Origin of the sequence: Blastopirellula sp. J2-11, assembly GCF_024584705.1 — a bacterium.
In the GTDB taxonomy this organism is placed as follows: domain Bacteria; phylum Planctomycetota; class Planctomycetia; order Pirellulales; family Pirellulaceae; genus Blastopirellula.
The window spans coordinates 5,402,540-5,421,720 of the sequence record NZ_CP097384.1; the positions used below are offsets into that span (position 1 = coordinate 5,402,540).

Annotated in this window: 20 protein-coding genes; 9 read left to right on the plus strand and 11 right to left on the minus strand. The window is 56.7% G+C overall.

Features of this window, described 5'->3' with window-relative positions:
* Positions 1-211 precede the first annotated feature (211 nt).
* On the minus strand, positions 212-943 hold the full coding sequence (locus M4951_RS21315; protein ID WP_262023639.1) for a DUF2071 domain-containing protein: 732 nt from the start codon (positions 941-943) through the stop codon (positions 212-214).
* Positions 944-1,392: 449 nt separating this feature from the next.
* Here M4951_RS21315 and M4951_RS21320 point away from each other — a divergent pair, with 449 nt between their 5' ends.
* The gene (locus M4951_RS21320) at positions 1,393-2,349 is read left to right on the plus strand and encodes a DUF1559 domain-containing protein (protein ID WP_262023640.1); all 957 of its coding nucleotides are present in this window, start codon (positions 1,393-1,395) and stop codon (positions 2,347-2,349) included.
* Positions 2,350-2,410: 61 nt separating this feature from the next.
* Positions 2,411-2,875, plus strand: coding sequence for a hypothetical protein (locus tag M4951_RS21325; protein WP_262023641.1), 465 nt, complete (start codon positions 2,411-2,413; stop codon positions 2,873-2,875).
* 21 nt (positions 2,876-2,896) lie between these two features.
* Here the strand turns inward: M4951_RS21325 and M4951_RS21330 are convergent, their stop codons facing one another.
* The 7 genes from M4951_RS21330 to M4951_RS21360 all read right to left on the minus strand — a co-directional run bounded on the left by M4951_RS21330 (position 2,897) and on the right by M4951_RS21360 (position 9,248).
* Positions 2,897-3,310, minus strand: coding sequence for a carboxypeptidase regulatory-like domain-containing protein (locus M4951_RS21330; protein WP_262023642.1), 414 nt, complete (start codon positions 3,308-3,310; stop codon positions 2,897-2,899).
* 12 nt (positions 3,311-3,322) lie between these two features.
* Positions 3,323-4,297 (minus strand): DUF1559 domain-containing protein, encoded by a 975-nt coding sequence (locus tag M4951_RS21335; protein ID WP_262023643.1) that lies wholly within the window; start codon positions 4,295-4,297, stop codon positions 3,323-3,325.
* 199 nt (positions 4,298-4,496) lie between these two features.
* Positions 4,497-5,267 (minus strand): alpha/beta fold hydrolase, encoded by a 771-nt coding sequence (locus tag M4951_RS21340; protein ID WP_262023644.1) that lies wholly within the window; start codon positions 5,265-5,267, stop codon positions 4,497-4,499.
* Between the two features lie 17 nt (positions 5,268-5,284).
* Positions 5,285-6,427 (minus strand): LLM class flavin-dependent oxidoreductase, encoded by a 1,143-nt coding sequence (locus M4951_RS21345; RefSeq protein ID WP_262023645.1) that lies wholly within the window; start codon positions 6,425-6,427, stop codon positions 5,285-5,287.
* Positions 6,428-6,613: 186 nt separating this feature from the next.
* Positions 6,614-7,048: a carboxypeptidase-like regulatory domain-containing protein gene (locus M4951_RS21350; RefSeq protein WP_262023646.1), complete on the minus strand. Its 435-nt coding sequence runs from the start codon at positions 7,046-7,048 to the stop codon at positions 6,614-6,616.
* 109 nt (positions 7,049-7,157) lie between these two features.
* The gene (locus M4951_RS21355; RefSeq protein WP_410050442.1) at positions 7,158-8,093 is read right to left on the minus strand and encodes a DUF1559 domain-containing protein; all 936 of its coding nucleotides are present in this window, start codon (positions 8,091-8,093) and stop codon (positions 7,158-7,160) included.
* A 219-nt stretch (positions 8,094-8,312) separates the two neighbouring features.
* Positions 8,313-9,248 (minus strand): DUF1559 domain-containing protein, encoded by a 936-nt coding sequence (locus M4951_RS21360; protein WP_262023648.1) that lies wholly within the window; start codon positions 9,246-9,248, stop codon positions 8,313-8,315.
* A 290-nt stretch (positions 9,249-9,538) separates the two neighbouring features.
* On the opposite strand from M4951_RS21360, the gene M4951_RS21365 reads away from it, so the two are divergent.
* Positions 9,539-10,342, plus strand: a complete 804-nt coding sequence (locus M4951_RS21365; protein ID WP_262023649.1) for a hypothetical protein — start codon at positions 9,539-9,541, stop codon at positions 10,340-10,342.
* Between the two features lie 11 nt (positions 10,343-10,353).
* Here M4951_RS21365 and M4951_RS21370 read toward each other — a convergent pair whose 3' ends face one another.
* The gene (locus M4951_RS21370; RefSeq protein WP_262023650.1) at positions 10,354-11,538 is read right to left on the minus strand and encodes a glycosyltransferase family 4 protein; all 1,185 of its coding nucleotides are present in this window, start codon (positions 11,536-11,538) and stop codon (positions 10,354-10,356) included.
* Positions 11,535-12,068 carry a hypoxanthine phosphoribosyltransferase gene (gene hpt / locus M4951_RS21375; protein WP_262023651.1) on the minus strand — a complete coding sequence of 178 codons (534 nt, stop codon included), beginning with the start codon at positions 12,066-12,068 and terminating at the stop codon, positions 11,535-11,537. Before hpt ends, M4951_RS21370 begins: the two co-directional genes overlap by 4 nt.
* 128 nt (positions 12,069-12,196) lie before the next feature.
* On the opposite strand from hpt, the gene M4951_RS21380 reads away from it, so the two are divergent.
* The 3 genes from M4951_RS21380 to M4951_RS21390 all read left to right on the plus strand — a co-directional run bounded on the left by M4951_RS21380 (position 12,197) and on the right by M4951_RS21390 (position 15,343).
* Entirely contained in the window at positions 12,197-12,952 is a 756-nt protein-coding gene (locus tag M4951_RS21380) for an esterase family protein (protein ID WP_262023652.1), read from the plus strand.
* A gap of 93 nt (positions 12,953-13,045) precedes the next feature.
* Positions 13,046-14,149, plus strand: a complete 1,104-nt coding sequence (locus tag M4951_RS21385) for a glycosyltransferase (protein ID WP_262023653.1) — start codon at positions 13,046-13,048, stop codon at positions 14,147-14,149.
* 258 nt (positions 14,150-14,407) lie between these two features.
* Entirely contained in the window at positions 14,408-15,343 is a 936-nt protein-coding gene (locus M4951_RS21390) for a hypothetical protein (RefSeq protein WP_262023654.1), read from the plus strand.
* Positions 15,344-15,360: 17 nt separating this feature from the next.
* Here M4951_RS21390 and ggt read toward each other — a convergent pair whose 3' ends face one another.
* Complete coding sequence (gene ggt, locus M4951_RS21395) at positions 15,361-17,055, minus strand: gamma-glutamyltransferase (RefSeq protein WP_262023655.1); 1,695 nt, start codon at positions 17,053-17,055, stop codon at positions 15,361-15,363.
* 252 nt (positions 17,056-17,307) lie between these two features.
* Between ggt and M4951_RS21400 the strand changes: the two genes are divergently transcribed.
* The 3 genes from M4951_RS21400 to M4951_RS21410 all read left to right on the plus strand — a co-directional run bounded on the left by M4951_RS21400 (position 17,308) and on the right by M4951_RS21410 (position 19,076).
* Positions 17,308-17,856 (plus strand): hypothetical protein, encoded by a 549-nt coding sequence (locus M4951_RS21400; protein ID WP_262023656.1) that lies wholly within the window; start codon positions 17,308-17,310, stop codon positions 17,854-17,856.
* 153 nt (positions 17,857-18,009) lie between these two features.
* Positions 18,010-18,210, plus strand: coding sequence for a sulfur carrier protein ThiS (gene thiS, locus M4951_RS21405; protein WP_262023657.1), 201 nt, complete (start codon positions 18,010-18,012; stop codon positions 18,208-18,210).
* The gene (locus M4951_RS21410; protein ID WP_262023658.1) at positions 18,210-19,076 is read left to right on the plus strand and encodes a thiazole synthase; all 867 of its coding nucleotides are present in this window, start codon (positions 18,210-18,212) and stop codon (positions 19,074-19,076) included. The genes thiS and M4951_RS21410 overlap by 1 nt, the downstream gene beginning before the upstream one ends.
* Positions 19,077-19,181 lie beyond the last annotated feature (105 nt).

Genomic DNA, 19,181 nt, shown 5'->3' on the forward strand with positions numbered 1-19,181 from the left:
TCCGATTGGGCGATATAAATGAGAAAAAAACTCAAAGAATTTGCGAAGCATGAATGCCATTGCCGTAAAGGGGATTCTAGCGACAGGCAAATCCAGGTCAACAAACGCCCGAAAAAACAGACAAAATAACCACTGCTAATTCCGGTCATGTACGATAGCGAGTTTCGTTGGACGCCGTTAATCGCCATATCTCTCTCGCTAAGGAGCCCGATCACGACATCTCTTGAATCGCCGCTCGCCCCTGCCACTGATGTGAAATATTTCGCATCAACAGGGCATGATCCAACGCGATCGAGCCGCGGGGGAAAATCGCCGCGTCGTCAAAGAAGCTCGACTCTATCCGCTCGAGTGACAGCGGCGCCACGTTCCAGGCGAACGTGCGTAGTTCTAGCCCGTCATATTCGCCCGACGTCGAAGTTGGCGAATAGCCGAGCGATCCGGCTTGAAAGAACGCCGACGCAGCTTGCAGCGATCCAAAGATCGAATTCGGCGGCAGCGCGTCGGCCAAACGCCCCGCAACGACGACATGCGCGGCGCCGTCATCACTGGTCATTGCGACTCGGTAGTCGCTCCCCTGCTCTTCGACTTCAAACCGCGCATGGTGATGTTCGCCCGGAAATAGTCGCCCGCCAACCCAAGCGTTCAATCGCGAGGAAGTGTCGCGACGCGGGATGAAGACTCCTTGCTTCGCCTGTCCCGCTTCATCCCACTCCACCGCGATTCGATGCGCTCCGTTTTCTGAGGAAAGCCCCGAAAAGCTCGGCATTCCTAGCGGGCGAATTTGCTTCAAGCGGATCAGACAAATCCCGGCGATCCCCGTTTCCCCAACCAACTGGGGACGAAAAGGGCTGGGCAATTGTCGCGAGAGGACATCGGCATCGACGCGAAAGTTGACGAGGATTCGACGATCGATGACACCTTGCATGGTCGGTATTTTCATCATGGTTGCTCCTTCCCAAGACAACCGTGATATTCCGGCGACAATAACTGCGTCGGCCCTTTTCAGGGAGCGTCTCGCCTTGCTCGTGCAGCAAGGCTTACTGGCCGACTATAATTCTTCATGGGCCTATTTCCTCGATCTATTATATTCACTACCCATTCTGGCTATGTGAAATTTCAAAGGTCCGCAGCGCAATTGTTCCTGGACTCCACTGCTTTTGCGCTGATAGTCTAAAGAAATAGCTTGGCGCAAAAATCGCCGAAAGCTGACACCAGCCCAATCCGGCCCAGTGAGACACAATTTAAGGCGTTCAAAACTACTTGTGACGGGCCGCTCAATTTTGCCCCCTTTCGCTCTTTTCCAAATAACGACTCGATCTCTCTTATGAAATCACTTGTCGATTTCTAGGAGGATATGGCGCGGTTTATTCTCTTCTTTTATATCGGTGACTTATGAAACCTATTACCACTCTTCCGACTATACGATCAGGTCGACGCGGCTTTACGCTCGTTGAACTCCTGGTTGTCATCGCTATCATCGGCGTCTTGATCGCACTGCTGCTCCCCGCAGTTCAGCAGGCGCGGGAAGCGGCTCGCCGCATGCAGTGCACGAATCAGATGCGACAGATCGCTCTGGCCCAGCACAACTTCCATGACACGTTCCGCGAACTTCCCCCAGGCAGCCAGGGGAACGATCCGTGGGGCCGCGACTCGTGGTCGTATTACGGCTTCATTCTGCCGTTCATTGAACAGACGGCAATGTATGAGCAGCTTGACTTCACAAACAAAATCAACGGCGCCGTCGGCCGCGGTGGAGATGCCCGTATCAATCTACTGGACACGATGATCTGCCCTTCAGACGACACGAATATTCAGGAAGAGGCGGTCCCCGAGTGGCGAAACGCGCTGCACAACTATGTCGTTTGCTACGGCGACTCGAACTACAACTCCGGCACTCCTTGGAATGTGGTTGACGGCTACACCGGCACTGCCGGCATGTTTGTGCCAGAGAAACGGGCCAAGTTGCGTGATGCAACCGATGGCTTGTCAAACACGCTGCTTGTCTCCGAGATCATCACCCCCACGCAGCAAGACGTTTGGAGTTCGATGGGACGCACGCAGGTTGCGATGGGCGCCGGCTTCACGACTTACTTAACGCCCAATGCAGACGCCAACGATCGGACCAATCGCTGCCATACCAATTTAGGCGGTGCGATGGGAGCGAAGTGCACGCAGCACGCCGACTGGGATTGGGGCGCCAATGTGGTCGCCGCACGCAGTTGGCACACCGGCGGAGTGAACGCGGCGATGGCGGATGGCTCGGTTCGGTTTGTTTCCGAGACGATCAACGTCACCACTTGGCGGAATCTTGGTGGTCGTAGCGATGGTCAAGTCGTTGGCGAATTCTAAACCTTCCCTTTTCCTAACAAAGCGCACTCCGCTTTTTCTCTTCTTCGAGGAGCCACCTACGATGGCGATCACCTTTGCACAGATTTCCACTTGTGTCTCGATCCTGCTGCTCGCTGCATCGCTGGGATGCAGCGGCGACGGCAAGAATCAAGTGGAAGGAGTCGCCACTTGGAACGGTCAACCTATTGAAAACGGCTATGTCGAACTGGCGCCGGTCGGTGGCGTCGGACAGTTCGCCAGCGCCGAAATCAAAAACGGAAAGTTCACCCTGCGAACTCTTCCTGGCCTGCGTCAGGTGAAAGTCACCGCTCAGAAAAAGATCGGTGAAACGGCGCCAACCGAACGGATCCCGAACCCCGAGCCGATCTTCTTTCAATTCATTCCTGCGAAGTACAACACCCAATCCGAATGGCAAATCGACGTGCAGGGCCAGACTCTCAATCTTGACCTGCAAGGGGACGAGCTGACGCCCCACAAACTTTCGCCGGCCGATCAACAACGGAAGCAGGTGCAAGGCGGCGACTAGCTTCCAATTTCGTTGAGCTCACTACTTCCCGCTTAGTTCAAACGGAAATTCGTTCGGCCCCTCGCGCGTTACTTCAACGGTGATCCCGGTTTCCGGCCTGCGGTACTTGGCCGGCAAACTGGCTCCGGTCGAGTCGATCGCCATCGACAGAAAACGAATGCGATGCGTGCCTGGCAGCGCGCCGGACGAATGCCGGTCAAACATCAATTGGTAGGATCCATCTTCCAATGTCGTACCGCGCGACGCATTACCGCCGGCCTCGGGCTGAAAGACGACGGAAATATCTTTGGCCGGTTTTCCATCGATGGTCAGGACTCCGCTCACTTCTACCAAGCCAGGGTGCGATGAATTTCCGCCGAAACACCCGACTCCCAGCACCAACAGCGCCAAGAGACAGGGAATTTTGCGAAGGAGAATATCGATTGCGTTTTGCATGGTTCAGTTTCCTTAAAATTCGCCCAGGACTTCACCGTCGGAAATGCTGACCAGATCCAGCGTCGTCGCGTCATCGGTCGTTTCACTTAAAAAGCGAATCGAGCCGTCTCCCAGCAAGATATTGCATCCACCGGGGTGCTCGCTGCCGGCCGACCAAGCGAATACCTGCGGAACGGTCGCCGAGCGCGGAACATTGATGCCGTAAGACATCTTGATCCAAAACGTGTTGGTCCAAGTTCCCCAAAATGGTCCGCGCGTGACCGCGTCCTTTCGCATCGGCGTCTCGCAAAACAAAATCGAATGGGACGTTCCGTCGGTAATGTCACGCATTTTCGCCGAGCCGTTATGACCGAACGCGCCACGTTGGTTGGAATAGTTGGTCGACGTACCCCAGTACAGCTGAGCGTTGTAGGCGTCGTCTTCCCAGTCGCGCGACGCGACTGTGTAGCTGGTTCGATAGTAGTCGATCGAGTAGTAGTGACTGGTCGTGTCGGTCGTTGTGCCGGGGCTGTCATAGGGATCCGACGGACAGGCGAACGCCCCCAGACGCGTCCCTTTTAAGACCGCCATGTTGGCGGCGGCGTCGGTCGCGCTGGGATCGGTTACGTCCGCGTGAGCAGCCAAGCCCATCGGCTTGCGGAAGTCAAGTTGGTCGTGCAACGTGTTCTGCTCTAGAAATGGCAAGATCAACAAGTGGACCGTCACGTTACGAACATTGGTCGACAACGTGTCGGGCGACACGATCGTCTTACACCCGTGACAACCAGGATTGATCGTCGCCGGCGGAAAGACCAAATGCGTGTCATGGTAGTTGTGCAGCGCCAGACCAAGCTGCTTCATGTTGTTCGTGCATTGCATCCGCCGCGCTGCTTCGCGGGCCTGTTGCACGGCAGGCAAAAGTAAAGCGATCAAGACTCCAATGATCGCGATGACAACCAACAGTTCGACGAGCGTAAAGCCGCGCCGGCTTCGAGATGAGTGCGACATTTGACAGACCTAACGACGAGGATGAAGCGGAAAATAGCTTTCCATTAATCCTGGTTGTCATAGGCCGAAATCGCAATCCGCAAATGCGTAGCTGAAAACCGTCATTTTGTCACCCCGCACATGGCAGACTAGTGACTGACATGAGAAGAGAATTTTATCGCAATTCGGCCGGAAGCAGGAAAAAATTACTTGGCTACGTTTACATCAACAACGTCGCCGCTTCCTCGCACTTTTCCCACGGCACGCCGTGACCGCACTCTTCTAGAATCTGCAGCGTCGCGTTCGGTAAATGCTCGGCATAGTACTCGCCGTGGGCCAGAGGAATCAGCTTGTCGTGCCGTCCCCAGACGATCGTCGTCGGCTGCGTGACGCGGTGCAGATGCCGCGGAAGTTTTGGATCGTGCAAATACGGATTCCAGCCGACGCGTGCCGTCGCTTCCCGCGCTCGCAGCCACATCAGCATCCTTGAATCATCGGGCGAACTGGGAGTCGTTTCGAGCGCCGCTGAGCTACTCGGATCGAAAAAAATCAACTCGCGCAGTTTGTCAAAGTCGTCAATGAACAGTTCCCCCATCGGCGCTCCTTCGACGTGCAAGCCGGCCGCGGAGATCAGCCCCAGTCGGCTCACTAACTGGGGTCGTAAAATCGCCAACTCGACCGCGAGCCAAGCGCCGAGCGAATAACCGATCACCGGCACGTTTGCTAGTTCCAAGTCGGCGAACAGATCCACATAGTGCCAAGCCAGATCGTGGATGTCGAGGATGTCGTTCAGTCCTTCACTGAGCGCGAATCCGGGATGCGCCGGCGCATAGACGGTGTAATGCTCGGCCAACTTGTGGTGAAACGGAATCGCTTCAGTTTCGCCGCCGGCCGAGTGCAAATAGACCAGCGGGGGACCATCTCCCAAAGTCATCAATTGCGTTTTCTTGCCGCCGACATGAAGGAAGCGATGCTGGACACTGAGTGACATAGAAAATCTCTCGATCGTTAGCGCTGGCTTTCAGCGCGAAGTTGTGGCATTACCTGCTCAGCAAACAGCGACATATTCTTACACGCCAATTCATGCGGCAAGGTTCCGATCTGGAACAATCCCAGCAAGTTGCCGACGCCGAGACGCTTCGAGTACGTTTGCAGTTTCTCGCGCACCGTCTTCGGGCTGCCGACAATCGCGTAGCCGCCGCGCTCGATATCATCGCGAGTTTGGCAGGCGGTCATAAACTGTTGCAGTCCACGCTGAATGCCGGCGATCGAACGGACGCTGGTGTAGCCCGGCGGAAAGATGACGAGTCCCTTCAGCAGGTTCCGTACAAAGTACCAGAGGTGCTCTTCGTACTCGGCCCAGGCCTGCTCGTCGCTTTCGGCGACGTAGATCGGCAACAGCCAGCCCAGTTGCTCAGGATCGGCCGTGTAGCCGTTCTTCTCGCAGGCGTCGCGAAACAGATCAAAGTTCCGCTGAAAGAAGTCGAGATGAAAGTAAGGAATCCCCATATAGGCGAACCGCCGCTGAGCCACAAACTGGATCGTCTCTTTGCTGCCGGCGCCGGGAATCCAGACCGGCGGATGAGGCTGCTGAATCGGCCGCGGCCAAGGATTCACATAGCGCAGTTTCCAATGTTGGCCGTAATGCTCAAACGGGCCTGTTTCGGTCCAGCAACGCAGCACCAGATCAAACGCTTCGCGATACATGCTGCGCGCATGCGTCGGATTGAGCGAGAAACTGTAATACTCCGGACCGCCGCCGACCACGAGTCCGGCGATCAACCGACCGCCGCTGATGCAGTCGATCATCGCAAACTCTTCGGCGACGCGGGTCGGCGGGTTGTAGAGCGGCAACGCATTGCCGACCACGGCGATTTTGACATGCTTGGTCTGACGAGCCAGGATCGACGCCATCAGATTCGGGCTAGGCATCGTGCCGTAGGCGTTCTGATGATGCTCGTTGACGCAGACGCCGTCAAAGCCCAACTTGTCTGCCAAGACCAGTTGATCGAGATAGTCGTTGTATAACTGACCGCCGTGCCGCGGATCGTAGAGCGAGTTGGGAACGGTGGTCCAAGCGCTGTCGTATCGCTCTGCAAAATCGGCAGGCAACCGATCCCACGGCATAAGATGAAACGCGAAGAACTTCATAGCGGCGGTCCTGCGACACGGCGATTTCGACCAGCGATAACGCCGTTTACCTTCGCCCAATTGGGGCGAAGTTGCAAGAGATGCTAATTAAGATCGCGTTCTCACTGCGATACGCGTCAGCCTAGCCGCCGACCCATTTGAGATAGGTCTAGCGGCCCGTTGTTCTTTCAGCGGCGCCGCTTGAGCCTACTTCGATTTCAAATCGAAGTCGAACGTGTTGGCGCCTGACTTGACATCGGCGGAAAGCGTCGACTTGGCGTGATAAATGGCCGGCAATTTCTCTGGTCTGCCGCTGCCCGGCTTTGAGTCGTCGGCTGGCCGTGCGGTCGTGATATAGACGTCGTTTTGACCAAGCGGAGCACCTGAAATGTCGTTCAACAGGTAAAGCTTGTACTGCCCTGCACTGTCGGTCATACCTGACGCCATGCGGCCTACTTCGGTCGATTGAAACGAGACGGTCGCTTCGGGAAGCGGCTTGCCGTCAAGCGTGACGGTTCCGCTCACTTCACCAAGGTCGGGCAAATCGCTTGCGCGATGTTGACCGCAACCAACGGCGGCGATCAGGATCAACAGTGCGAGAATACGACCGCAAACAGAATCGATTTGAAAATGTGAAGCCATCAGTATGCTATCTTTTGAGAGATTTTCAGGTGGGGAAAAAACGCATCGGTAGGCCGAGCCGGAAGCGGTGATTCGTTGCGTCCGACTCTCACTGTCAAAGAGACCGCGATTAGTTATCAGCAATGACTTGGCCGTCGTTGATGGCGATCAAATACTCATACAGACTATCGAGCGCACTTCCATTATTGTCGGGCGCCGCAGAACGCAAAAACTGGATGTTTTCTGAGAGAAAGTGGACACTGCCGTCAAACCGCAGCGTTTGCGCGCCGCCGGGATGCAGACTGCTGAGTGCTTCGGCCGTTTGATTTGAAGTGCCTGTCGAATCGTTGATTGGCCAGCGTCCTGAAAGCCCGATGTCGTCCATGCAATCACCATCGCGTCCAAGCTGGCAACCGGCCCAACTCTTCAAGCACATGGTTTGGCCATTTAACCTACTGGCGACTTCCCCCACCGCCAACGTATTGCTCAGGCCATCGGTCACATCACGTAGTTTTCGTCCGACGTTGGCGTAGAATCCGCCGTCGGCGCCGCTAAGATAACGTGCCGAACGCGAGTGATTGAAGGCAGCATAGTTAGACCCCGCGCCTTTCAAAAATCTTTGGGCTGGGTCTGCGACAGAAATGCCAACATCGGACGGGCAGCGATAAGCGGAAATGACGACCTTCGCCGCATCGTTCAATTGAGTGTCCAGGCGAACTCCGTTGCCGATGCCGGCGTTTTCATACAGGCTGTTCTGCTCAATAAACGGCAAGATCAGCGCCGACCATGACCAACTCTCGACAAGGTCCCGCGTGTCCGAGCCGCTATCGTCCGGATCGTCGCCCGGAATAATACACAAGGGGGGCAGGGAATTGAACGTGTCGTGATAGTTATGCAGTGCAAGCCCTATTTGCTTCAAATTGTTGCTGCATTGCATCCGGCGAGCTGCCTCGCGCGCTTGCTGCACGGCGGGCAATAACAGTGCAATAAGAACGCCAATAATGGCGATGACAACCAAGAGCTCCACCAAGGTGAAGCCACGATTCGTCCGATGAGGTGAAGACATTTCCATTTCCTTAACGCAAAGAAACTATAAATCAAGAAGAATAATTTCACCCCCCCAATACTACTTGGGCCGAGTCCGCTAAGTCAAGCAGTTTGAGTTAGTTAAATTACAATGCCACCTCACAAAGCGGCCATCTTTTGTCAAGCTGCCAGCATCGATCGATTGCGATAAAAAAGCCGCGCCCAACCAATCACATTCGCAAAGACTAGTACTACAGCGCTAGTTTTCTGCGATGACTTGGCCGTCGTTGATGGCGATCAAATATTCATACAGACTATCGACCGAACCAGAATTGTTGGCGGGCGCGGCAGGTCGCAAAAACTGGATGTTCTCGGAGAGGAAATGGGCGCTGCCGTCGAACCGCAACGTTTGCGCACCACCGGGGTGCAAACTACTGAGCGCTTCTCCCTTTTGATCGATGTTGCCGGTCGTATCATTGATCGGCCAACGTCCTGAAAGTCCTACCTCGTCCAAGCAATTGCCATCTTTGCCTTCCCGACATCCCGCCCAACTCTTCAGGCTCATCGTCTGGCCATTCAACCGACTGCAGCTTTCGCCGATCGCCAACGTATTGCTCAGACCATCCGTCACATCACGAAACTTGCGACTCAAATTCAGATTAAATCCGCCGTCGGCGGTCTTGGTAAGATTGCCCGAAAGAGAATTGTTATAGGCGCCATAGTTGGAACCGGCGCCGTTCATGAATCGCTGAGCCGGGTCATCAACCGCGGCGCCGGTATCGGAAGGACACCGATATCCCGAAACCACCGTATTCGCCAAAGTCAGTTGCGTTCCCAACTGAACCCCTTTGGCGATTCCAGCAGTCTCATAGAGATTGTTTTCTTCGATGAACGGCAATAGAAACGCTGTCCAACCCCAACTCTCAACCGCACCAGCCATCGGGAAGTCGCCGGGATCATCGGGATCGCCGATCGGCGTAATTGCCAGCGGTGGCAAGGCATTAAACGTGTCATGATAGTTGTGCAGCGCCAGCCCAATCTGCTTGAGATTGTTGCTGCATTGCATCCGCCGTGCCGCTTCCCGGGCCTGTTGCACTGCCGGAAGCAATAATGCGATCAGAACGCCGATAATGGCGATAACTACCAGCAATTCCACCAAGGTGAAACCGCGTTTCGACAAACGAAGAGAGGACATATCCAACTACCCCGACCACAAAAAAACAATGGATAACAGAGGATCTTTTCCTTATATTACGGGCCGCCGAACCGCGATGTCAAGCATCGAAACCACTTTATGCCTGAATTCCGCATACTCTCCATCGATAATGATGAAGTTTCAGCCTCTCTGGAAAAGCGGTGGTGATCCCCCTGTCCGAAAAGCCTCGTTTTTCCCAAGATTGGCTTTTCCAGCTGGTCCGCGTTATCTTGAAGGGGCTTTTGCTTCTCCCTTCCAAATCTTCCTTTCCCGCCGCAGGTAGCATGCATATGCTTCGTATCGCCCCCTTCCTGACCGCCGTAATGTTGCTGTGCACTTCGAGCGTCGTCCTGGCCCAACCGAAGCCGGAACGTCAAAACTTCACCCTCAAAGGGCAAATCGTCGGCATGCAGGGAGCGATCATGCAAGTCAAAGCGGATGACGGCACTCCCTGGCTCTTGAAGGTGGAAGTCAAACCAGAGGATATGCAACTCTCGGGCACTGCCGAAAAAGGGTGGATCGCACCAGGCATGTTTGTCAGCTTTACCGGCAAGTTTGATGGGCGAGGGAACTCGCAAGAACCGGTTTCGGAAGTGACCGTTTTCACCCCGCGCGAAGGAACTCCGCTGGGCGTGACTGAAGAAGAGTCGCTCGGCGGCATCGGCAGTTTGTTTGGCGGTGACGACGGATCCAGCAAGCCGAAGCGGAAAGCGGCGGACGAAATCACCACCTACCTGGTCAATGGACGCGTCGCCGGAGTAGCCCGTGACGGCAAGTTGAATGTTGTCGCCGGTGGAACTCGGGTCAGCGTCGAACTGGCCGATGACGCCGCCGTGAAAGTCGAAGTCTCCGACCCGCGTCTGATTCGTCCCGGCGATAAGCTGGAAGCCGGCGGCTGGTTCTACCAAAAAGGGCAGGGGATCATCTCCGGCAAACTCCTGATCGAAGCCCAACCGTTCACGGCGCCAGAAGATCCCAAGAAAGCTCGCATCCGCGCTCGTGAAGAAGCGGAACGTGCACGCAATGGTGAAATGCCGAAAGCGGAGCCGGCCGCTGCCGCCGCAGAAGAGGGCGTCAAACCGGCCGCCGAATAATCGGCGCCCAGCTAGCCGACCGAACGTTTCGTTTCACGAAGTTCGGCGAACAAATCCAAATGCCTGGTCGTTGCGGCGGTCAGGCTATATTTTTGGGTCACCATCGCACGAGCCGCTTCGCCCATCTGACGAGCCGCAATCGGCTGATGAATGACGTTGACAATTTCTTGCTGCAGCGCGGCCACGTCATCGACCGGAAACAGCAGTCCATTGCGCCCCGATTCGACTAACTGACGATTGCCGGGAATATCTGTCGCGATCACCGGCAGACCGGCCGCCATCGCTTCTAGCAGCGAGAGGGACATTCCCTCTTCATGCGAAGGAAGCAAAAAGAAGTCGGCCGCGTCCAATAGATCCGAGACGTCATCAAAGACTCCAGGCAAGAAGACGCGTTCTTGCAAACGAAGCGACTCGATTCGCTCGCGCAGCTGCGACTCTTGCGGACCTTCGCCGACCAGCACCAGCTTGGCGTCTGGAAATCGCTGCAGGACATGCGGCCACGCTTCGATCGCCGTGAGCAACCCTTTCTTGGGATGGAGCCGACCGGTATAGACGGCCAGCGGCATGTCGTTGTGAAAGGAGAACAACGGCTGCGCACTTTGCAGCGCCATTCGCGCGTCAAACCGGCGCTGTTGATTGCCGGCCGCCGGAATCGCGACGCCGTTGGGTATAAAGTGGAGTTTCGCCGGATCGTACCCTGCGGCCAATAACTCTTCTCTGATCGCGGCGCTGGGCGCGACAATCGCGTCGGCTTGCTGACAGACGGCGCGAATGCGGAGCCCGAAGTTGGCTTCGGCTTGCCAGCGACAATCGCCGGTCTCCCCTCCCCCTTCGGCTCTTAATACGATCGGAGTCGACGTATTTTTCAGCCGTTCGACCGCCATGTAGGCGCTATGCTTCAGCATCGAAACGTAGACGGCGTCCAACTCGGCTTGATGCTGTTGCAGGTACTTTCCCAGCGACATCATGTACCGTAGCGTCCCCCAGCCGCGCAGCTGCGGGTTGGGAAGTCGCAGAATGGGAATCTCACGATGAACGATCCGCTCTGGCCAGTTTTTTTGCCAACGCGCGGTCACGATCCGTACATCGGCCGCTTGACGGCGCAGCTGTTGGGCGAGATTGGCCATCACCATCTCGGCGCCGCCGACCAATGGCCAAAAACGGCGCGTCACCATTGCGATGCGCAAACCGCTCATTCCGTTCCAGCCGCGATCTCTTCCGGTTCGAGCGCCGCTACGAAGGGAAGATTACGATATTGATCTTGATAGTCGAGTCCGTAGCCGACCACAAACTCATTCGGTATATCAAACGCCGAATAGTCAGGCCGATAGTCCACTTCGCAGCGTCCCATTTTGGTCAACAAGACCATCGAGCTGACCGACGCCGCGCCGCACGCTTGCATGCGGCGAGCTAATTCGTCGAGCGTTCGCCCAGTGTCAAAGATGTCGTCCAGCAGCAGCACGTCGCATCCTTCGACGGCCGGCATCAATTCAAGATTGACAACTAACTCGCCTGGCGCGGTAGCGGCTCCGCGATAACTGCGGGCCTGCAGCACGCCGACGCGCAGCGGCATTTCCAATTGACGAATCAAGTCGGCTAGCAAGACGACGCTGCCGGTCAACACGCCGAGGACCGTCAGCGGTCGGTCGGCATATTGGCGATTCAATTCGGTCGCCAATTTGCGGACGCCAGCTTCCAATTGTGACTGGGAGATGAGAGTACGCACGATGGATTACAATAGGCCGAAGTAAGGTCCGCTTGGGTCGCAACCGATGCGACCGGTCGCTATTGTAAGCGAGCCGAAACAAAACAGTAACGCCCTTGCCGCGCTCTCTTGCGAAAGCCTCGCCAACGATGACAGCCGATATCGGAAATTGGAGCGAAACGACGATCGCCGGACATCCCTGCTATCTGTTTGAGCCAGAAAAACGGAATCCGCACGGATATGTCGGGCTCTATCTGCACGGAGTCCATCTCGGCCGGCTGCAAGACAAGCTGGAGTTCGTCGCGCAATTCGAAAAATATGGACTGCCGGTCGTCGTCCCGATCTCGCAGCGCAGCTGGTGGACTGATCGTATCTGCCCCGAGTTTGACCCGCAAATCTCGGCTCAACAACATCTGCTCGAAAACGTCTTACCGTTTATTGCAGAAAAATATGACGCCAGACCGCCGCAGATCGGCCTATTTGGGACCAGCATGGGAGGACAGGGTGCGCTGCGATTGGCCTACAAATTTCCGGACAAGTTTCCGGTGGTCGCCGCAATCAGTCCGGCGATTGACTATCAAGAGCGGATGCGCCGCGATGACGATGACCCGCTCTGGCTGCAATATGACCGGCCCGAAGAGGCGCGGCAAGACTCGGCGACCCTCCATATTCACCCGCTGAATTGGCCCCGAAATCAGTTCTTCTGCTGCTGCGGCGATGACATCGATTGGTGGGAAAGCTCCGAGCGGCTGCGGATGAAACTCTACTCCTTAGGAGTGCCGCATACCTGCGAACTGGAGCTTTGCGGCGGCGGCCATGGCTTTACTTACTACGGGATGATGGCGCCGCGAGTGATGCAGTTTGTCTACGAGAGTCTCGAGAAAGAACGTCGCCGCATCGTCTAAGTCCATGCTGGGCGCCGGTTACGCGCTGCCCGACGATTGTGATATCGTAAGGCATGCTGCGATATCGCGAAAAAGTACTGGAAAGCCTGCTGCATGAAGCGACTGCTGCTGATCATTCCCACACTCGATCGAGGGGGCGCCGAAAAACAACTAACCATGTTGGCGGCCGGCTTGCCTCGTGATCAATTTGACGTGCATGTCTGCCTACTGACGCGTTCTGGTCCGCTGGAGGAAACGCTGCGCGGACATGACATTCCGATCATCGAGATCCGCAAACGTCGCAAACTGGATCCAGTAGCCTATCTCCGCTTAAAAAAAGAGATCAAGCATCTCCATCCTGACATTGTGCATACCTGGATCTTCGCCGCAAATTCCTACGGTCGCTCGGCGGCGCAAACGGTCAAAGTTCCGCACATCATCTGCGGCGAACGGTGCGTCGATCCCTGGAAACAAGGATACGAATTAGCGATCGATCGCTATCTCGATCGCAAGACCGACAAGATTGCGGTCAACAGCACCGGCGTCGAACAGTTCTATGTCGAGAAAGGTCGCAACGCCGCGAAGTTTGTGGTGATTCCTAACGGGATTGACGCAACGCCGCCCGAGCCGCTTCAGACCCGCGAGCAACTCTTACGGCAATTGGATCTCCCCTATGACGCGCGGCTGCTAATCGCGGTCGGACGACTCTGGCCGCAAAAGCGGTTAAAAGATCTGATCTGGTCAATCGATATCTTGGGGCGCATTCGCAAAGACGTCCATCTGCTGATCGTTGGCGATGGTCCACAGCGCGATCGCCTCATGAAATTCTCACGGCAAAACCACACGCAGAACAACGTCCACTTTCTCGGCGCTCGCGAAGATGTGCCGCAGCTATTCGCGCATGCCGATTGTTTTTTGCTGGCGAGCGGCTACGAAGGGCAATCGAACGCATTGATGGAAGCGATGGTCGCCGGCGTTCCCGCGATTGTCAGCGATATCCCCGGCAACCGAGATCTGGTGATTCCCGAGAAAACCGGTTTTTTGATCCCGCTGGGACAAAGGGCCGAGTATGCTCGCTATGTCAATCGCGTGTTGGACGACAACGACCTCCGCCTGCGTCTGGGTCAGGCCGCCCAAGCGCGAATCGCCGCCGAGTTTTCGATTCCGCAGATGATCGACCGGCATGTCGCCCTCTATAACGAGGTGACGTCGGCTTAACCCCCCGGCAACGGCAGATTTGTCCCAATTGCGGCGCCAGCGGTTATTTCGAGTTACACTATTCAATCGGTTGAAAAATGCCTTCCTGGTATTTTTCAACCGGACGAGGCTCCAAGCATCGCTCGTCACGGCTCGCAAGATATCGATTTACATCGCCTATTTTGATCTCTTTTCCGAGAGACGACGCCGCTTGGCGAGCAATTCCACGGACTGCCGCTGAAATCATTTCCCCACCCGAGAAGGACTTGGGAGAGCTGCATGCTCATCGCCAATTGCCCGCACTGTACCGATCCAATCCGCATTCCCGGCGCTGCTGACGCTTCGTCGCGCGTTCGTTGCCCCTGGTGCGAAGAGACCTATCTGTTGGCCGATGTGTTCGAACATTTGCCGCCGTTGGTCGAAGTATTGGAAGGCCCCGGCAGTCAGGCCGAAATCATCGCTTCCGACGGCGAAGGCGAATACCAATTGGCTGGCGCGGCCGTGCCTGACTTCAACTTCAAAGAGTCGGAAGGGACCGGTTCGAGTTCACCGGCGCCATTAGCCAAAATCGAAGGACGCTCCGCCGCATCAGGGCGACGCCCCTCCAAATCAACGTCGAATCCCGCTTGGGAAGCGTTCAAGGTAGTCGGTGGCGGCCTCTTTGGCATTGTGATCGCCATGTTCGCCGTGATGTGGATCTCGGGGGACGACAAGTTTCACCTGATTCCGTTCCTGCCGTCGTTCGCCTACTTCGCTGTCCCTGAAGAGCTGTGGACCGACGACATGCGAACCGTCGCAGGCAAACAACCTGAAGAAGAATCAGAAGCGACCGAGGCCCCCGGTTTTGAGCCGCCCAAGCCTGATGCGGAGACCTTGCGAGTCAACAAAGAAGAGCAACCCGCCGAACCCGCAAGCAAAGGCGAAGTAAAAGCGGCCGTCGATGACGGGATGACCAGCTTAGGCGCCGCGTTCAACGAAGCGAAAAGCCGCGGCGACGCTCCTCCACCGAAGCTCGGCACATCGGACTTCATCCCTCCCCCCGAATCGCCGATCGTGGTGAAGCCGAGCCCGAAAGTCGACCCCGCCATCGCCAGAGAACTAGCAAAAGTGACCGCGGAGATCGGCCCAATCGGCGCGGAGCTTCCCGCTAAAGAAGAAGATGCCCCGCTGATGCGCCGCGAGCCGAACGTCTCGCTAGATCCGGCCGGGAAGTAAAGTCGAGCAAAAAATTCTTAATACCCGACCGCACCGCCATCGGGTCGGCGGCGATCAACGCCACCTTCTAATTGCCCTGTCTTCGCGTTGACCACGATGACTTCGGCCGCGCCTTGTTTGTTGATGGGATAAAGCTCGTGCCCCATTTCTCGCAAAATCGCCAACGTGTCGGGTGAGAATTCCTGCTTCTCAAACTGAATTCGAGACGGCAACCATTGATGATGAATGCGACCGGCGTCGACCGCTTCCTGGGCGTTCATCCGATGGTCCACCACGTTCAACACCGTCTGCAACACGGTATTGATGATCGTCCGGCCGCCGGGACTGCCGGTCACCATGAACAGCTCGCCATCTTTGGCCAGGATGGTCGGCGACATGCTTGAGAGCATGCGTTTTTGCGGCAGCGCCAAGTTCGGCTTGGTGCCGATCAACCCGCTAGCGGTTGTGATGCCGGGCGCCGCGTTAAAGTCTCCCATCTCGTTATTTAGTAGGAATCCGGCGCCAGGAACGACAATCGCCGAGCCATAGGCGTACTCCAGCGTGTAAGTCATCGAAACCGCATTCCGATCAGCGTCGACCACCGAGAGATGCGTCGTCTCGGCGCTCTCATACGGCCAGACGAAACTCTCTGGCGTCGAGATCGACGCCGTCGTCTCGTCAATCGTCTTTCGCAGCTCGTCGGCATGCGCTTTGGAGATCAATTTGGCGACCGGCATCTCTGGATTGAAGTCTGGATCTCCCAAATACCGAGCACGATCGGCGAAGCTGCGACGCATCGCTTCCGACATTCGATGCAGATTGGCGGCCGATCCAAAGCCGGCTGCCCGCAGATCAAACCCTTCCAAAATATTCAGCATCTCGATCACGCCAACTCCGCCAGAACTGGGCGGAGGCATGCCTATCACTTGGTAACCACGATAGGAACCGATCAGCGGCGTGCGTTGTTTGGCCTGATACGCTTTCATATCCGCCAGCGTGATGAGTCCGCGGTTGGTCTCCATCTCCTGGACCAACAAGCGGGCCGTTTCTCCTTCATAGAAACCGGCCGGGCCGCGATCTCGAATCCGCTCCAGCGTTTTCGCGAGTTCCGGCTGTTTGAGCGTATCACCAGCTAGATAGGGCTTCCCTGCTTTGGTGAATTGCGCCAGCGACGCTGGATATTTTTTGAATCGCGAAATCTGCTCCTGCAGCGAGCGTTCTAATCCATCTCTGACCACAAAGCCGTCAGCAGCTAGTCGGACCGCCGGCTCAACGAGACTTTTCCAGGGAAGCGTGCCGGCGGTTTTCCAAGCTAAATACAGACCGGCAACCGTGCCCGGCACGCCGACCGCCTGGTGACTTTCATGATGACGTTCGTAGTCGTACTCCCCTTTTTCGTTCAGCCACATCTGCGGATGAGCTGCCGCCGGCGCCTGTTCGCGAAAGTCAAATGCGATCGGCTCTCCTTCGGCAGGGCGAAAGACCAAGAATCCGCCGCCGCCGATATTTCCCGCGGACGGATGAGTCACCGCCATCGCGAATCCGGTCGCGACGGCGGCGTCGATCGCATTCCCCCCGGATTGCATCACATCGGCGCCCACCTGCGACGCGATCTCGCTCTGTGAGACTACCATCGCCGTGCGGGCGCAAGTCGGGTCGTTCCCCCCCTGCGCAAACCAAGCGACGTTCAAGAGCATGAAAAGCGAGAGCGGCAGCGCGGTAATTCGCAACATCGGCAAGGCTTTCCTAGGGAATGGATCGATTGGAACGGGGCGCAGAAAGAGGAAATAAGGGATGAGCGGGCTCCCTTCATCATACTCGTCCCCGCCGATTTTCTCTGCTAGAACGGGAATTTCGCGATTCTGGCATTCTCTCTGGCGTCGTTCAGCGAAAGATTTTACGATTGAAAGCGAGTTGAGTCGCATCGCGCCAGTACGAGCGACTTCCGCTGCCCCCTCTGAATTCCTCAACAGGACCTCCTCGTTATGCGTAAATCACGTCTCTCCGGCCTTTGGATTGGTTTCGCCATGGGCGGTTTGTGCGGCGTCGCTGCGATCGCCGGCGTCTTGCTGTCGCAACCTAGCAGCACCGTCCTGGAGATCCCGGTTCAAGCGAGCGCCACTCGTACCGAAACCATGGCCGCCGCGACCGGTGAAGTCGATACGAACGCCGAAGGGCTCTTCACGCTCGACTTTCTGACCGGCGACCTGCAATGCTATGTCGTCAATACCCGCAATCAAAACGGCCCGCCGAGCCTGTTCCGCTCGAATGTAATGGGGGATCTGCAAATTGACCCCACCAGCAAGCCGCAGTTCATGCTGCTGGTGGGCCGTGCGATGTTCCAGGGAGGCCGTACGGTCAATGCTCGGCCGGCCAACTCGGTTGTCTATGTAATCGACTCGGTCAGCGGCAATTTTGTCGCCTATGGCATTCCCTGGCAGGAAAACGTCGCTTCACGCGGCGGCGCCCAGACCGGAGCTTTGATCCCGATCTCGAAGGGTTCGGCCCGTAACGTTATGATTCGCGAACCGTAATCGGATCCCTGCGACCGACAAAACATGCAACCCCGCGTCGTGACGCGGGGTTTTTTGTTGCGCCAAAGTCGCTGCGGCGGTGGTTGTCGATCTTTTCCCCTCCCCCGTACAATGAACCCAATCCCCCCCCTTTCTCCGCTTCGCAAGTAAGATATGAAGATCCGCGTGAACGCCGCCGACCACGAAGCGCCGCAAGATGCGACCGTGGCCGATCTGATCGCCCAGTTGGGAATGAATCCCAAGTTTGTTGCGGTCGAACTGAATCAGCAACTTGCTCCTCGCACGCGTCATGCCGAAATCCGGCTGTCCGAAGGGGACGAGATCGAAATCGTCACGCTGGTAGGAGGGGGCTAATGAGCATCGCAGAAACGACGCCATTTGATGGGTCGCTGAAGATCGGCACGCACGTCCTGAAGTCGCGTCTGATCGTCGGCACCGGCAAGTACGAGACGTTTGAAGTGATGCAACAAGCGCTCGAACTCTCTGGCGCCGATTGTCTGACCGTCGCCGTCCGTCGCGAGCGTTTGTACGATCCGCACGGCCGCAACATCCTCGACTACATCGATCTCGATCGCTATACGCTGCTGCCCAACACGGCCGGCTGCTACAACGCCCGCGACGCGGTCCGCACCGCGCGCTTGGGTCGCGAGATCTTAGAAGGTCTTGAGAACCCCGGAGCTGACTGGGTAAAGCTCGAATGCCTGGCCGACACCAAGACGTTGTTGCCGCATCCGGTCGAAACGCTCGACGCCTGCGAGCAATTGGTGAAGGACGGCTTTCAGGTCCTGTGCTACACGACCGATGATCCGGTCATCGCGCGGCGGCTAAAAGACCTGGGCGCCGCGGCGGTCATGCCGGCCGGCAGTCCAATCGGGTCAGGGCAGGGGATCCTCAACCCCAACAACATCCGCATCTGTCTCGAGTATCTGAAAGATGGCGATCCCGACTATCCGGTAATCGTCGACGCCGGCGTCGGCGCCGCGAGCGATGTGGCGGTTGCGATGGAACTGGGCGTCGACGGCGTCCTGCTCAATACGGCGATCGCGCATGCCGAAGATCCGCTTCGCATGGCGGTCGCCATGAAGTGCGGCATCGAAGCAGGCCGCTTGTCCTATTTGGCCGGACGGATTCCGAAACGACTCTACGCTTCGGCCAGCAGTCCCGAAGAAGGAGTCATCGGACAAAAACCAGCGCCTCGCTGGGAAGCGGCGCACGACTAAGACTTTGGGGGGAGTCCTAAATTTTGGCGCCATGCTCTTACGGCGTCTTCGACGGAAGAGCATGACTTCCACGCCGTCGGACCTAACGGTTGCCTAAATAACGGT